The organism is Thiobacillus denitrificans DSM 12475 (genome assembly GCF_000376425.1).
Classification (GTDB): domain Bacteria; phylum Pseudomonadota; class Gammaproteobacteria; order Burkholderiales; family Thiobacillaceae; genus Thiobacillus; species Thiobacillus denitrificans.
Map to the genome: position 1 here is coordinate 89,505 of NZ_AQWL01000005.1, position 14,817 is coordinate 104,321.

The following is a 14,817-nucleotide window of genomic DNA, read 5'->3' on the forward strand; positions in this document are numbered from 1 at the left end:
TTCAGAACAACTCCGCGCCGGATTCGCCGGAAGGGGCAGCAAGCCCGAGATGGCGATATGCCAGCGGGGTGGCGATGCGGCCGCGCGGCGTGCGCTGCAGATAGCCCTGCTGGATGAGGAAGGGTTCGAGCACATCCTCGATGGTGTCGCGCTCCTCGCCGATGGCGGCGGCGAGGTTGTCGAGCCCGACCGGGCCGCCCATGAATTTCTCGACCACTGCCGACAAGAGCTTCCGGTCCATCACATCGAGCCCGGCACGGTCCACATCCAGCATCACCAGCGCCGCATCGGCCACCGCGCCGGTCGCATGCCCGCCCGCCTTGACCTCGGCGTAATCGCGCACCCGGCGCAGCAGGCGGTTGGCAATGCGCGGGGTGCCGCGCGAACGGCGCGCGATCTCCAGCGCACCGGCTTCTTCCAGGTTCATCTGCAAGAGGCCGGCCGAGCGGTGCACGATGAAGCCGAGTTCTTCCGCCGTATAAAACTCCAGCCGCGCGACGATGCCGAAACGGTCGCGCAGCGGGTTGGTGAGCATGCCGGCGCGGGTGGTGGCGCCGACCAGGGTGAACGGCGGCAGGTCGAGCTTGACCGAGCGCGCTGCCGGACCTTCTCCGATCATGATGTCGATCTGGAAATCCTCCAGCGCCGGATACAGCACCTCCTCGACCACCGGGCTGAGCCGGTGGATCTCGTCGATGAACAGCACGTCGTGCGGCTCCAGGTTGGTCAGCAGCGCGGCGAGGTCGCCGGCACGTTCCAGTACCGGTCCCGAGGTCTGGCGCAGGTTGACGCCCATCTCGCGCGCGATGATGTGCGCCAGCGTGGTCTTGCCCAGCCCCGGCGGGCCGAACAGCAGCACGTGGTCAAGCGCCTCGCTGCGCTTCCTGGCCGCATGGATGAAGATTTCGAGCTGCTCGCGCGCCTTCGCCTGGCCGACGTATTCGGCCAGGGTGCGCGGCCGCAGCGCGCGCTCGACCTGCTCTTCCTGCGGGCTGGCGGCGGCGGGAGCGATGAGGCGGTCGGTTTCGATCATGGCACCGGACGGATTTCTGCAGACATGCGCCGATTCTACCCTGCGTCTTTTGCGCTCACCGAGGAAGCGAAGGCCAATTGACCCCGGCCAAGCGCCTTGGCCCGGTAAAGCGCGCGGTCCGCGCGCGCGAACGCCTGCTCGATATCGTCGCCGGCCGTATCCAGCAGCCAGGTCTGGCCTGCGCTGACCGTGTTGTCCACCCCCAGATCCGCGGCATGCAGCTCGCTTTGGAGGCGGCTGGCCAGGCGCCGATACCAGGCAAGCACGCCGTCATCATCCAGTCCGGACAGCAGAACCGCAAACTCGTCTCCGGCCAGGCGGGCAGCCATGTCGGAACTGCGCGTGAGGGTCCTGAGCGTATCCGCCAGCGCAGTCAGCGCCCGGTCGCCCGCGCCGTGGCCGAACCGGTCGTTGATCGATTTGAAATGATCGACGTCCAGCACAATCAGCGCAACGGAATTGCCGCGCTCCGCCAGGCCGAGCATCTGCGGAAACCGGTTCTCGAAAGCGCGCCGGTTGGGCAAGCCGGTAAGCGGATCGGTCAGGCTGAGCCGGGCCAGCTGCTCGCGCTGATCGTGCAACTGCTGCGCGATGCGGTTGATGTCCGCGGCCGCGGGAGCGAATTCGGCATAGCGCGTCACGATGGGCGGCGCCGGCTCGTTGCGGGTCAGGCACGCCAGCGCCTCCATCGCGGCATCGATGTCCTGCAGAACCGGGCGCCGCAATCGCACCACCACCACGACCAGCAATAGCAGAACGGCTATCAGGGTCAATATCCCCGCCAATATCTGCAGACGGCCGTTGTGCGTGATCCCCTGCACCGGGGACTGCACCCGCAGCGTCCAGCCCATCGCCGGCAACGCAACGCTGATCTCGCGCACCGCCCCCTGCAGGCTGCCGCTGCCGGCCATCGGCTTGCCGGCCGCATCGACGATGGCAATGGCATGGCCAGGCTGGGTGGAGTCGTCGACGATGCGTTGCAGTTGCGTCAGCCACACGCTCAAGAACACCTGACCCAGCACCTCGCCGCCCACCCCGCGCACCGGCGCGCTCAAATCGACATGCTCCAGTCCGGGCACGTCGCGGTGAACCAGCACCTGATTCTGCATGCTCACGCCGCTCTGAAGCAGGTCGCGCTGGCAACTCGGTCCCACGCGCAGCAGGCGGGTATCGCCATAGACCTCGCCCTGCGGGCTCACGATCGCCAGCCCCAGGATGTTGGGCAACAGACGCTGCCGCGACATCGCCCATTGCTGCTTTTCCTCGATCGAACCGACCAGCAACAGATCGAGCAGCTGCGGATCACTTGCCAGGTGGTCGGCCACTTCGCGGTAATAATTCCAGCGCCGCATCACACTGGTGTGGGCTTGCGCCGCCTCCACCTGCAGCAGATGCAGTTCGGCAGCATTGTTCGTGCGCAGGCTGAACAGCAGGCTCAACGCCATGCCCGCCACAAACAAGCCGACCACGCCAGCCAACAGCCAGACGAAACGCTTGCGCAGCGACACCAGCGCGGGGCTGGCATTGGGCGCCATGTTCAGGCGCGCGACAAGGCGCGCAGCGCCTGCCGGATCGCCTCGCCCACCGGCAGATCGGGTGGCAGCTGGCGCACGGCTTCGGTAGTCTCGCGTTCGTTGTAGCCCAGTGCCAGCAAGGCCTGGCGCACGTCGTCCGATACGCCGGCGGGCGACGTGCTGGCGATCGCGCCGGCGAACACCGGCTTGCCCTTGAGTTCGAGCAGCAGGCGTTCGGCGGTTTTTTTGCCGATGCCCGGCACCTTGACGATGCGGCCGATTTCCTGCGCCGCAATCGCCGCCGACAGATCGTTGACCGACAGCCCGGACAGCACCGACAGCGCGGTTTTGGCGCCGATGCCGGAGACTTTCAGCAACTCGCGAAACGCCGCACGCTCGATCTCGCTGCCGAAGCCGTACAGCAGATGCGCGTCTTCGCGGATCGCCAGATGGGTCAGCAGGCTGACCTTCTCGCCGATGGCCGGCAGGTTGTAGAAGGTGCTCATCGGCACGTCGATTTCGTAGCCGACGCCGTTTACGTCCACCAGCACCTGCGGCGGCTGCTTGGCGGCGAGCATGCCGGTGATTCTGCCGATCATGTGGATTCCTCGTTCATACCAGGCGCCCGCCCTTGACGCGATAGCCTGCGGTGGAGTGTGCGCCGAGACGGCTGCCATGAGCATGAGTGATGGCGCAGGCGAGCGCGTCGGCGGCGTCGGCCTTGGGCGCAGCCGGCAAACCCAGCAGGCGCTTGACCATTTCCTGCACCTGCTCCTTGGCGGCCTTGCCGTGACCGACCACCGCCTGCTTGATCTGCAGCGCCGTGTATTCCGCGACCATCAGTTCATTCGACACCGCCGCGCAGATCGCCGTACCGCGCGCCTGCCCAAGCAGCAGCGTGGATTGCGGATTGACGTTGACGAAGACGATTTCCACCGCGCAGGTGTCGGGCCGGTAGCTGGAAATCACCTCGTTCAGCCCGGCGAACAGCACACCGAGTCTTTGCGGCAGTTCGCCCTCGCCGCTCTTGATCACGCCGCTGGCGACGTAGGCGAGTTTCTGGCCGGTCTGCTCGATCACGCCGAAGCCGGTGAGCCGCAGCCCGGGATCAATGCCGAGGATGCGCAAAAGAAGGATTACTCCGGCAATACCGCATTGGTGTAAACCTCCTGCACGTCATCCAGACTTTCCAGCGCGTCGAGGATTTTCTGCATCTTCACCGCGTCGTCGCCAGCGAGCTCGGTTTCAGCTTCGGGGCGCATGGTGATCTCGGCCACCGCCGGCTTGAACCCGGCCTTCTCCAGCGCTTCCTTCACTGCCTCGAAGGCCTTCGGGTCGGGCGTCGTCAGTACTTCGATCGAGCCGTCCTCGTTGGGGATGATGTCGTCGGCGCCGGCATCGAGCGCGGTCTCCATCACCGCCTCTTCGGAAGCGCCCGGCTCCAGGATGATCTGCCCACAGTGCTTGAACTGGAACGCGACGCAGCCGTCGGTGCCCATATTGCCGCCGTGCTTGACGAAGGCGTGGCGCACGTCGGCGACGGTGCGCGTCTTGTTGTCGGTAAGGCAGTCGACCATCACCGCGACGCCACCGATGCCGTAGCCCTCGTAGCGCGCTTCCTCGTAGTTGACGCCCTCAAGCTGGCCGGTGCCGCGCTTGATCGCATTCTCGATGTTGTCCTTCGGCAGCGACTCCGCCTTGCCTTTTTCGATCGCCAGCCGCAGGCGCGGGTTCATCGCGGGATCGCCGCCGCCCATTTTGGCGGCCACGGTGATTTCCTTGATAAGCTTGGTGAAGATCTTGCCGCGCTTGGCATCCTGGCGTCCCTTGCGGTGCTGGATGTTGGCCCACTTCGAATGTCCTGCCATGTCGATTCCAACGCAATTTGAATAGCCGGAGATTTTACACCGTGGCTCCCTCTCTACGTTTCGGCGTCGACCTCGGCGGCACCAAAATCGAACTGATCGCGCTCGACGCCGGCAGACGGGAAATTCTGCGTCGCCGCGTGCCGACCCCGCAGAACGACTATCTCGCCACGGTGGCTGCGGTCGCCGCGCTGGTGCACGCGGCCGAATTCGATCTCGGGCAGAGCGGCAGCATCGGCGTCGGCACCNCCGGCGCCATCTCGCCCGCGAGCGGCCTGATGAAGAACTGCAATTCGACCTGCCTCAACGGGCGGCCGTTGCAGCAGGACCTCGAACGCGCGCTGAACCGAAACGTGCGGCTCGCCAACGACGCCGACTGCTTCGCCCTGTCCGAAGCCGTCGACGGCGCGGCCGCCGGGGCAGACACCGTCTTCGGCGTGATCCTCGGCACCGGCGTCGGCGGCAGCGTAGTCGTGCGCGGCCAGCTGCTCAAGGGCGCCAATGCCATCGCCGGCGAGTGGGGCCATTCGCCGCTGCCCTACTTCCAGTTCGCCCACACGCAGGCGGACCGCGCCTCCACCGGACAGCACCCCGCCACCGGCGAGGCCATCCTGCACCCGTGGCCGAGCCCGCGCGAACTCGACACCGCACCCCCCTGCTACTGCGGCAAGAAAGGCTGCATCGAGACCTGGCTCTCGGGCCCGGCGTTCGCCGCCGACCACGTGCGCTACGGCGGCGAGGATCTGCCCGCGCACGAAATCGTGCAACTGGCGAACGCCGGCTACGGCCCCTGCAGCGCAACGCTGGCGCGCTACGAGGAACGGCTGGCGCGCGCGCTCGCCGGCGTCATCAACCTCATCGACCCCGACGTCATCGTGTTGGGCGGCGGCTTGTCCAACATCGCCCGGCTGTACGACAGCGTGCCGCGACTATGGCCGCGCTACGTGTTTTCCGACCGCGTCGACACGAAACTGGTGCCGCCGAAGCACGGCGACTCCAGCGGCGTGCGCGGCGCAGCGTGGCTGTGGAATGACTAGTGCAGCTTGATCCGCGCCCGTGTCGGCGTGCTGATGAAGTGGGCGTAAGTCGAAAGCGCAGTCTTGAACCAGCCGTGCAGCGCGATCTGGTGCATCTTGTGTAGCGACCAGTAGACAAAGCGCGCCATCGCGCCTTCGACCATGATGCTGCCGCCGGTGAGCCCGCCCATCAGGCTGCCGACGGTGGAAAAGCGGCCGAGCGCGACCAGAGATCCGTAGTCGCGGTAGACATATTCGGGCAAGGGCTTATCGCGCAGGCGGCGGCACACCGACTTCACCAGCATCGACGCCTGCTGATGGGCGGCCTGCGCACGCGGCGGCACAAAGCCCTTGCCGTCCGGCATCGCACAGGCGGCACAGTCGCCGAAGGCGAAGATGTTGTCATCGCGCGTGGTCTGCAGGGTGGGGCGCACCACCAGCTGGTTGATGCGGTTGCTTTCCAGTCCGTCGATGTCATTCAGGAAATCCGGCGCCTTGATGCCGGCCGACCACACCATCATGCTGGCGGGGATGAACCTGCCGTCGGCGGTCAGCATGCCGTCGGCGCGCACTTCGACGATGCGTTCCCGGGTGTGCATTTCCACCCCCAGTTCGGTCAGGCGTTCGGCGGCCGCATTCGACAGGCGCGGCGGCAACCCCGGCAGGATGCGGTCGGAGGCTTCGACGACAAGTAGCTTCAGGCTCTTGTCGGGCTCGATGTTGTCCATGCCGTAGGCCGACAGCTCGCGCGTGGTGTCGTGCAGTTCGGCCGCCAGTTCGACGCCGGTGGCGCCGGCACCGACGATGCCGACGGTGAGCTGGCCGGGCGCGACGGCTTCGCTCTGGGTGTTGGCGCGCAGACAGGCGTTGATGTGACGGCGATGAAATTCGCGCGCCTGTTCGGGAGTGTCGAGCATGATGCAGTGCTCCTTCACGCCCGGCACGCCGAAGTCGTTGCCGATCGAGCCGACCGCGATGATCAGGGTGTCGTAATGGAAGCTGCGGCGCGGAATGATCTCGACGCCGTCATCGTCGAAGGTGGGGGCGACGCCGACTTCCTGCCGCGCGCGATCGAGCCCGTCCATGCGGCCGAGGCGGAAGGTGAAGCCATGCCAGTGGCCCTGCGCCAGGTACTCGAGGCGCTCGGCATAGGAATCGAGGCTGCCTGCGGCGACTTCGTATAGCAGCGGTTTCCACAGATGCGAAGGCGAGGCGTCGATCAGCGTGATGTTCGCGCGTTTCTTCCGGCCCAGCCTGTCGCCCAGTCGCGTCGCCAGTTCCAGCCCGCCCGCGCCGCCGCCGACGATGACGATTTCATGTATCCGCTGTTTCGCCGTCACAACGCCCCCTGATTTTTCGTAATGGCGCGATGATACCCGGAACATTAGTACTTGCTTCTATATCTGGTTTAACGGGCGCCCGGAAGTGGCTAGAATCCTCGCATCCCCGCTTCTGGAAACCGCCATGACCGAACCGCTGCTCGTTGCCAAAAACGACGCCATCGAACTTTTCCTGCTGCCGCAGATGGCCAACCGCCACGGCCTCATCACCGGCGCCACCGGCACCGGCAAGACCGTCACCCTGCAGACGCTGGCCGAGCAGTTCTCCGCAATCGGTGTGCCCTGTTTCATGTCGGACGTAAAGGGCGACCTGTCGGGCGTCTCGCAGCCTGGCGGCGGCAATGCCAAGGTGGCCGAGCGGGTCGACTCGCTCAGGCTCGAAGGCTTTGCCTATCAGGGTTATCCGGTCACCTTGTGGGATCCGTTCGGCGCCGGCGGGCATCCAGTGCGCGCCACGGTATCCGACATGGGGCCGCTGCTGCTGGGACGGATGCTGGATCTCAACGAAACCCAGAGCGGAGTGCTGAATCTGGTGTTCAAGGTGGCGGACGACAACGGCCTCTTGCTGCTCGACCTGAAGGACCTGCGCGCCATGCTGGCCTACGTCGGCGAGAACGCCAAACAGTTCACCACCGACTACGGCAACGTGTCGCCGGCCTCCATCGGCGCCATCCAGCGCGGCCTGCTGGCGCTGGAGTCGCAGGGCGGCGAGCAGATTTTCGGCGAGCCGATGCTCAACATCGCCGACCTGATCCAGACCGACCGCGGGCGCGGCGTCATCAACATCCTGTCAGCCGACCGCCTGATGCAGTCGCCGAAAATGTACGCCACGCTGCTGCTGTGGCTGCTGGCGGAGCTGTTCGAGAACCTGCCCGAAGCGGGCGACCTCGACAAGCCGAAACTGGTGTTCTTCTTCGACGAAGCGCACCTGCTGTTTGCCGATGCGCCCGACGCACTGGTGGAAAAAATCGAGCAGGTGGTGCGGCTGATCCGCTCCAAAGGGGTCGGCGTGTATTTCGTCACCCAGAATCCGGCCGACGTCCCCGACAAGATCCTCTCGCAGCTCGGCAACCGCGTGCAGCACGCGCTGCGCGCGTTCTCGCCGCGCGACCAGAAAGCGGTCAAGGCCGCTGCCGAAACCATGCGCGACAACCCGGCGCTGGATGAGGCCGCCGTCATCACCGAACTCGGCGTCGGCGAGGCGCTGGTGTCCATGCTCGACGAGAAAGGCCGTCCTGGCATGGTCGAACGCGCCTACATCGTGCCGCCGCAGGGACAGATCGGCCCCATCACCGCAGCGCAGCGCCAGCAGCTGGTGCAGACCTCGCTGGTCGCCGGCGCCTACGACAAGAGCATCGACCGCGAATCCGCCTATGAAAATCTGAAGGCGCGCGCCGAGCAGGCGGCGCAGGCGGCGGCGGCGCAGGCGGCGGCCGCGCAGGCCCAGGCGGAACAGCAGGCCAAAGCCGCCGCCCAGCCCGGCGCCAGCGGCGGCGGACTCGGTGACGTGCTGGGAGACATTCTGGGCGGACGCGGCGGGCGCCGCGAAGGGGCGGTCGAGGCGATGGCGAAATCCGCGGCCCGTTCCATCGGCAGCCAGGTCGGCCGCTCGCTCATTCGCGGCGTGCTCGGCAGCCTGTTCGGAGGCAAGCGCTGACTCGACGCAGCTACGCTGCGCGAGGTTCAAGACTCAAGATTCAAGAGACAAGGTTTTCCTTGCATCTTGCATCTTGCAACCTGAACCCCGTCAAGCAAAAAGCCTGGCGAGTTCAGCGCCCGGATCGGCGGCGCGCATGAACGCCTCGCCCACCAGGAATGCGTTGACGCCGTGGCTGCGCATGCGCGCGACATCGGCCGGCGCGAGGATGCCCGATTCGGTGATGACGATGCGCTCGCCGCCGATTTGCGGCAGCAGCGCCAGCGTGGTGTCGAGGCTTACCTCGAAGCTGCGCAGGTTGCGGTTGTTGATGCCCTGCAGGGGCGTCTTCAGTTGCAGCGCGGCGGCCAGTTCCGTGGCGTCGTGCGACTCCACCAGCACCGCCATCCCCAACTCGAACGCCAGCGCTTCCAGCGTCTGCATCTGCGCCAGGTCCAGCGCGGCGACGATCAATAAAATACAGTCCGCCCCCATCGCGCGCGCTTCGTAGACCTGGTAGGGATCGATGATGAAATCCTTGCGCAGCACCGGCAGCGCGCACGCGGCGCGCGCCTCTTCCAGATACGCGGCGCTACCCTGGAAGTAGTCGCGGTCGGTCAGTACCGACAGGCAGGCAGCGCCGCCCGCCTCGTAGCTCGCCGCGATCTCGGCAGGGCGGAAGTCGGGGCGGATCACCCCCTTGGAGGGGCTGGCCTTCTTGATTTCGGCGATCACCGCAGGCTGCCCGGCGGCTAGCTTCGCGCGCAGCGCGCCGACGAAGTCACGCGGGGCGGCAGCGGCTTCGGCGCGCGCCCGCATTTCGGCGAGCGGCACGCTGGCAAGTCCGGCGGCAATTTCGACGCGCTTGGTGGCGAGGATTTTTTCGAGGATGTCGGACATGGCGCTCACGCTTCCCCGCTGCGGCAGGAAAACTCGACCAGCTGCCGCAGCCGCTCGCGCGCCGCGCCGCTCGTGATCGCCTCGCGCGCCCGTTCGATCCCCTCGCCCAGCGTCGCCGCGCGATCGGCGACGTAGATGGCGGCGCCGGCATTGAGCAGCACGATGTCGCGCGCCGGTCCCGGCAGGTCGTCGAGCACGCCGAGCAGCATGTCTTTCGCCTGCGTCGCGTCCCACACCTTGAGCACGTCGCTGCTGCACGGTTCGAAGCCGAACTCGCGCGGATGGATCGCGTATTCCGTGACCTCGCCGTCCTTCAGTTCGCCGATCAGGGTTTCGCCGGAGAGGGTGATCTCGTCCATGCCGTCGGAGCCGTGCACCACCATGACGTGACGGCTGCCGAGGCGCTGCAGCACGCGCACCAGAATACCGACCAGGTCCGGGTGGAACACCCCCAGCAACTGGTGCGGCGCGCCCGCCGGATTGGTCAGCGGGCCGAGAATGTTGAACAGGGTGCGCACCCCCAGTTCGCGCCGCGCCGGCGCGGCATGCTTCATGGCGCCGTGGAAATTGGGCGCGAACATGAAACCGATGCCGATGGCGTCGATGCTCGCACCCACCTGCTCGGGGGTCAGGTTGAGATTCACCCCCAGCGCTTCCAGCACGTCGGCGCTGCCGCTGGTCGACGACACCGAGCGCCCGCCGTGCTTGGCCACGCGTGCGCCGGCCGCCGCCGCGACGAAAGCGGCGGTGGTGGAAATGTTGAAGGTATGCGCGGCGTCGCCGCCGGTTCCGCAGGTGTCGACCAGATGCGCGTTGTTCTGCGCCGGCACCTTGGAGGCGAACTCGCGCATCACCTGCGCCGCCGCGGCGATCTCGCCCACGGTTTCCTTCTTCACCCGAAGGCCGGTGAGGATGCCGGCGATCTGCACCGGCGTGAGTTCCCCGCTCATGATCTGGCGCATCAGCGACAGCATTTCGTCGTGGAAGATTTCGCGCTGCTCGACCAGCCGGGCGAGCGCCTGTTGCGGCGTGATCATCGGGCGCCTTTCAGGAAATTCGCCAGCATGGCATGGCCGTGTTCGGTAAGGATGGATTCGGGATGGAACTGCACTCCCTCGACCGCCAGCGTCTTGTGGCGCACCCCCATGATTTCGCCGTCGTCGGTCCACGCAGTGATGTCCAGGCAGTCCGGCAGGGTTTCACGCTCGATCACCAGCGAGTGGTAACGGGTGGCGCGAAAGGGATTGGGCAGCCCCTTGAACACGCCGACATCGAGGTGCTGAACCATCGATGTCTTGCCATGCATAAGTTCCTTTGCCCGCACAATCCTGCCGCCGAACGCCTGTCCGATGCTCTGATGGCCGAGGCAGACGCCGAGAATGGGAATCGCGCCGGCGAATTCCCTGATCAGCGGCACCGACACACCCGCCTCGTTGGGCGTGCAGGGGCCGGGCGAGACGACGATATGGTCTGGATGCATGGCGGCGATGCCGGCGAGGTCGATTTCGTCGTTGCGGATCACCCTGACGTCCTCGCCCAGTTCGCCGAAATACTGCACCAGGTTGTAGGTGAAACTGTCGTAGTTATCGATCATCAGCAGCATGCTGCGGCTATCCTTAAAATTCCGTACGGCGCACGCTCCGGACAACGATGGGGGATGTCCATCGAAACCGGGGTCGCTGGGCGGAAGGCGCGAAAACCGCCATTGTCGCCCAGATCGGGCACGCTATAAACCCTTGGAGGACACGTCGCCGCGACCCGCCGTCCACCCTGCCGCTCGCAAATGCGAGGATTCCCGGAAGCGGTAATTTCATAAATTGTTTTCGCTGCTCCCGGGTGCTAAATTAAACATGTATTTTAAATACCACTTAATGGAGCGTGCGATGCCGCAGCATTCTGCCGTAATCACTACCGAAGACGTTCGCGCCGCACTGCGCGGGGTCGACGACCCGGAAGTCGGCATGAACATCGTCGACCTCGGGCTGGTGTATGGCGTGGAGGTCACGCCGACCCGGCTGCACGTCGACCTCACCATGACCTCCCCGGCCTGCCCGATGGGGGAGATGATCCTCGAGGATGCCCAGCACGCGCTGGAGGCGTTGGCGCCGGCCGGCATCGAAATCGAACTCGCCCTGGTATGGGACCCGCCCTGGAGCCCGGACCGGATGAGCACGTACGCGCGCGACCATTTCGGCTGGAGTTGAGCCCACCCGCAACCGCAGGAGAACGCCCATGACGACCACCCCGCAAACCACTGTCGATGTCCGCACCATCGCGCCGCGCGACCGCCACCCCCTGATTTTCGGCACCTTTTCCAGGCTGCTGCCCGGCGAGGCATTGCTGCTGCTCAACGACCACGACCCCAAGCCGCTCTACGACCAGTTCCTGGCGCAATACGGTGGCGAGTTCAGGTGGGAGTATCTGGAAAGCGGCCCGGACGTATGGCGGGTGCGCATCGACCGCATCGCGTCCTGCTGCGCCTGAGACGGGAAGGCCATGCGTACCGGCGACCTCGGCGTCCCATTCCGCCTGCCGCTCCTGATGCTCGGCTTCACCGCGCTGGCGTCGGGGGTGCTGGCCGGCCTCGCCCGGCTCGGCTGGAACGTGCCGCTGTCCATGGCCGAACTGGCACCGCTGCACGGCCCGCTGATGGTGTCCGGATTCCTCGGCACCGTCATCGGGCTGGAGCGCGCCGTTGCCATGGGACGCCGCTGGGCATATGCCGGCCCGCTGCTGACCGGCCTCGGCAGCCTGGCCATTCTGGCCGGCTACCCCCCTGCCATCGGCGCTGCGGCGATCACGCTCGGCAGTGCCGTGCTCTTCGCCGGCACGGCGCTGCTCATGCTGCGCCAGCGCGCGCTCTTCATGGCGACCATGACGCTCGGCGCCCTCAGCTGGCTGGCCGGCAATCTGCTGTGGCTCGCCGGCACCCCGCTGCAGGGCGTGGTGGCGCTGTGGATCAATTTCCTGGTGCTGACCATCGCGGGCGAACGCCTCGAACTGTCCCGCTTCCTGCCTCCCTCCCCCACGGCCAAACGGACGTTTGCAGGAATCCTGGTGGCGCTCCTGGCGGGCGGATTCCTCACCGGACACCCTGCGGGCGTCATGCTGTATGCCGCAGGATTGCTCGCGCTGGCACTGTGGCTGCTGCGCCAGGACATCGCGCGGCGAACGGTCAAGACGCAGGGGCTGACCCGCTTCATCGCGGTATGCCTGCTCTCCGGCTACGCCTGGCTCGCCGTCGGCAGCGTCACGCTGCTCGCCGCCGGCAGCCTCGCCGGCCTCGCCTACGACGCCGTGCTGCATGCCATCCTGATCGGCTTCGTGTTCTCGATGGTGTTCGGCCACGCGCCGGTGATCTTTCCGGCCGTCGTGCGGGTGAAGATGCCGTACCACTGGACGTTCTACCTGCCCCTGCTGGTGCTGCACGCCTCGTTGCTGCTGCGCCTCGCCGGCGACGGCCTCGCCCAGCCCGACCTGCGCAGCCTCGGCGGGCTGCTGAATGCTGCCGCGCTGGTGCTGTTCATTCTGGGTACGCTCGCCAGCGTCATTCGCGGCGCGCGCGCAGGGCGGGCTGGCGAACGGCCGCGACCCGAACGCGCGACATCCGCTCCAGATCCCCAGGCACCGCGTTCCGGCGCAGCACGCCACCGGCCCTGACCCGCACGCCGCATGAAGCGCAGCCCGTTTCTGCAACCCCTCTCGCGCGAACACCACGCCGCTCTGACGCTGGCCAGATTCTGCGAGCGGGCCGCACGGTCGGGCGACGCGGCGCAGGTCGACGCAGCCTGCGAGCGGGCCGTCCACGCATTCCGGCTGGAACTGGATCCGCACTTCCACACCGAGGAGCACGCGCTGCTGCCGCTGCTGCACAGCGCCGACACCCAGCCGCTCGTGCAGCGCACACTCGAAGACCATCGCCTGCTGCGCGGGCTGCTCGACGGTCTGCAGCGCAACGATGCCGGGGCCCTGGCGCGTTTCGGCGAACGTCTCGCCGCCCATGTGCGGTTCGAGGAACGCGCGCTCTTCCCGGCGATCGAAAGCCTGCTCTAGGGCGTCGCCCCGGGCGCGAAAAAAAGCGCCCGAAGGCGCTTTAGAGGAGGCGTCCGGGGAGAATCATTTGAGCTTCTTGATGCCCATCAGACCGAGCACGTATTTCTCGTACAGCGGTTCGGTCGAGCCTTTCTTCATTTTGCGCATGAAGTATTTTTCGAACGCAACCTTGGCCAGGTGCACCCATTTGCCTTCCTTGAACCAGTTGACATTGCGCGGCGGAATCTGCGGCAACGCAACGAAGGCCGCCCCGGTGTCGCCGAAGTCAGCCAGGCAGATGGCATTCCAGGTGGCTTTCTCGGTCGGTTCGCGGCCGTCCAGCACGGCACGGATGTTGTGCGCCGTCGCGGTGACCATGGATTCGATCATGTAGCCGGTTTTCGGCGTTCCGGTCGGCACCGGCGTGGCCTCGACCGGCGGAATGGCGACGCAGACGCCCACCGAATACACATTCTTGAATTTGGCATTGCGCTGGAAGGCGTCGACTGTGATGAAACCGCGCGGATTGGTCAGCCCCTCGATGCCGAACACGGCGTCGATGCCCTTGAATGCGGGCAGCATCATCGAGTAGCCGAACGGCAATTCGTGTTCCTTGATGATCTCGCCTTTTTCGTTGTGTTCGGCGACGAACATCTTGCCGGCTTCGACCTTGCTGACCTTGGCGTTGCAGATCCACTTGATGTGGCGGTCGCGCATCACGGATTCCATCATGCCCTTGGAGTCGCCGACGCCGCCCAGACCCAGATGGCCGATGTAGGGCTCGGCGGTGACGTAGGTCATGGGCACGCGGTCGCGGATTTTGCGCCGCCTGAGGTCGGTGTCCATGATCATGGCGAATTCATACGCCGGCCCGTAGCACGACGCCCCCTGCACGGCGCCGACCACGATCGGCCCGGGCTCCTGCACGAAGCGCTCCCAAGCCTGGCCTGCGACGACGGCGTGCTCGACCTGGCACACCGACTGGGTATGCCCTTCCGGGCCCAGTCCCGGGACTTCGTCGAACGCCAGCTTGGGACCGGTCGCGATGACGAGAAAATCGTAGTCCACCACCCGGCCATCGGTGAGTTCGATCTGGTTGCGTTCGGGGTGCACGCGCGCGGCGCCGACCGGGATGAAATCGATGCCTTTTTTGTTGAGATAGGGCGCGGCCGGCAGGGTGATGTCGTCGCGCTTGCGCCAGTTGACCGCAACCCAGGGGTTGGATGGAGTGAACTGGAAATAGGGCTGGTTGGAAATCACGGTGACCTTGTCTTCAGTCCGCGCCTGTTCACGCATTTCATAGGCCATCGTCATGCCGCCCACGCCCGCACCCAAAATCACGATCTGTGCCATTACTCTCTCCTGTTGAGGGTTCTCTTGTAGTCTAGCAACTGGAATGCAAATACCGTGCCGGCATTCAATGCGCCCGGATTCGTGCATGGGCGGCGCATGCATCATTTGACATGACCATTATGTCATGC

At 66.0% G+C, this 14,817-nt stretch carries 16 protein-coding genes; 6 read left to right on the forward strand and 10 right to left on the reverse strand.

The genetic code is table 11. From position 1 onward, the window contains the following. Nucleotide 1: 1 nt before the first annotated feature. Genes ruvB through B059_RS0109255 form a run of 5 tightly spaced genes read right to left on the reverse strand, consistent with a single transcriptional unit; the run spans nucleotide 2 to nucleotide 4,415 of the window. The gene (ruvB, locus tag B059_RS0109235; RefSeq protein WP_018077960.1) at nucleotides 2-1,033 is read right to left on the reverse strand and encodes a Holliday junction branch migration DNA helicase RuvB; all 1,032 of its coding nucleotides are present in this window, start codon (nucleotides 1,031-1,033) and stop codon (nucleotides 2-4) included. 35 nt (nucleotides 1,034-1,068) lie between these two features. Beyond that, nucleotides 1,069-2,568: a sensor domain-containing diguanylate cyclase gene (locus B059_RS0109240; protein ID WP_018077961.1), complete on the reverse strand. Its 1,500-nt coding sequence runs from the start codon at nucleotides 2,566-2,568 to the stop codon at nucleotides 1,069-1,071. Nucleotides 2,569-2,570: 2 nt separating this feature from the next. Beyond that, on the reverse strand, nucleotides 2,571-3,146 hold the full coding sequence (gene ruvA, locus B059_RS0109245) for a Holliday junction branch migration protein RuvA (protein ID WP_018077962.1): 576 nt from the start codon (nucleotides 3,144-3,146) through the stop codon (nucleotides 2,571-2,573). 13 nt (nucleotides 3,147-3,159) lie between these two features. Continuing rightward, entirely contained in the window at nucleotides 3,160-3,675 is a 516-nt protein-coding gene (gene ruvC, locus B059_RS0109250; RefSeq protein WP_018077963.1) for a crossover junction endodeoxyribonuclease RuvC, read from the reverse strand. Nucleotides 3,676-3,683: 8 nt separating this feature from the next. Next, the gene (locus tag B059_RS0109255; RefSeq protein ID WP_018077964.1) at nucleotides 3,684-4,415 is read right to left on the reverse strand and encodes a YebC/PmpR family DNA-binding transcriptional regulator; all 732 of its coding nucleotides are present in this window, start codon (nucleotides 4,413-4,415) and stop codon (nucleotides 3,684-3,686) included. Between the two features lie 41 nt (nucleotides 4,416-4,456). On the opposite strand from B059_RS0109255, the gene B059_RS0109260 reads away from it, so the two are divergent. Continuing rightward, entirely contained in the window at nucleotides 4,457-5,449 is a 993-nt protein-coding gene (locus tag B059_RS0109260) for an ROK family protein (RefSeq protein ID WP_018077965.1), read from the forward strand. Here B059_RS0109260 and B059_RS0109265 read toward each other — a convergent pair. Beyond that, entirely contained in the window at nucleotides 5,446-6,813 is a 1,368-nt protein-coding gene (locus tag B059_RS0109265; RefSeq protein ID WP_018077966.1) for an NAD(P)/FAD-dependent oxidoreductase, read from the reverse strand. The genes B059_RS0109260 and B059_RS0109265 overlap by 4 nt on opposite strands. A gap of 79 nt (nucleotides 6,814-6,892) precedes the next feature. Here B059_RS0109265 and B059_RS0109270 point away from each other — a divergent pair, with 79 nt between their 5' ends. Continuing rightward, nucleotides 6,893-8,425, forward strand: coding sequence for a helicase HerA-like domain-containing protein (locus tag B059_RS0109270; RefSeq protein ID WP_018077967.1), 1,533 nt, complete (start codon nucleotides 6,893-6,895; stop codon nucleotides 8,423-8,425). Between the two features lie 90 nt (nucleotides 8,426-8,515). Here the strand turns inward: B059_RS0109270 and trpC are convergent, their stop codons facing one another. From trpC to B059_RS0109285, 3 genes are read right to left on the reverse strand one after another with little or no spacing between them, the layout of a single operon-like run. After that, complete coding sequence (trpC, locus tag B059_RS0109275; protein WP_018077968.1) at nucleotides 8,516-9,304, reverse strand: indole-3-glycerol phosphate synthase TrpC; 789 nt, start codon at nucleotides 9,302-9,304, stop codon at nucleotides 8,516-8,518. A gap of 5 nt (nucleotides 9,305-9,309) precedes the next feature. Next, on the reverse strand, nucleotides 9,310-10,341 hold the full coding sequence (gene trpD, locus B059_RS0109280; protein ID WP_018077969.1) for an anthranilate phosphoribosyltransferase: 1,032 nt from the start codon (nucleotides 10,339-10,341) through the stop codon (nucleotides 9,310-9,312). Further along, complete coding sequence (locus B059_RS0109285; RefSeq protein WP_018077970.1) at nucleotides 10,338-10,907, reverse strand: anthranilate synthase component II; 570 nt, start codon at nucleotides 10,905-10,907, stop codon at nucleotides 10,338-10,340. The genes trpD and B059_RS0109285 overlap by 4 nt, the downstream gene beginning before the upstream one ends. Nucleotides 10,908-11,187: 280 nt before the next feature. On the opposite strand from B059_RS0109285, the gene B059_RS0109290 reads away from it, so the two are divergent. Genes B059_RS0109290 through B059_RS0109305 form a run of 4 tightly spaced genes read left to right on the forward strand, consistent with a single transcriptional unit; the run spans nucleotide 11,188 to nucleotide 13,357 of the window. Further along, entirely contained in the window at nucleotides 11,188-11,508 is a 321-nt protein-coding gene (locus tag B059_RS0109290) for a metal-sulfur cluster assembly factor (protein ID WP_018077971.1), read from the forward strand. A gap of 28 nt (nucleotides 11,509-11,536) precedes the next feature. Then, nucleotides 11,537-11,788, forward strand: a complete 252-nt coding sequence (locus B059_RS0109295; protein WP_018077972.1) for a DUF2249 domain-containing protein — start codon at nucleotides 11,537-11,539, stop codon at nucleotides 11,786-11,788. 12 nt (nucleotides 11,789-11,800) lie between these two features. Beyond that, a complete protein-coding gene (locus B059_RS0109300; protein ID WP_018077973.1) occupies nucleotides 11,801-12,964 on the forward strand; it encodes a hypothetical protein in 1,164 nt (387 codons plus the stop codon). 12 nt (nucleotides 12,965-12,976) lie between these two features. Next, the gene (locus B059_RS0109305) at nucleotides 12,977-13,357 is read left to right on the forward strand and encodes a hemerythrin domain-containing protein (RefSeq protein WP_018077974.1); all 381 of its coding nucleotides are present in this window, start codon (nucleotides 12,977-12,979) and stop codon (nucleotides 13,355-13,357) included. Between the two features lie 63 nt (nucleotides 13,358-13,420). On the opposite strand, the gene B059_RS0109310 is transcribed toward B059_RS0109305, so the two are convergent. After that, the gene (locus B059_RS0109310; RefSeq protein WP_018077975.1) at nucleotides 13,421-14,689 is read right to left on the reverse strand and encodes an NAD(P)/FAD-dependent oxidoreductase; all 1,269 of its coding nucleotides are present in this window, start codon (nucleotides 14,687-14,689) and stop codon (nucleotides 13,421-13,423) included. Nucleotides 14,690-14,817 lie beyond the last annotated feature (128 nt).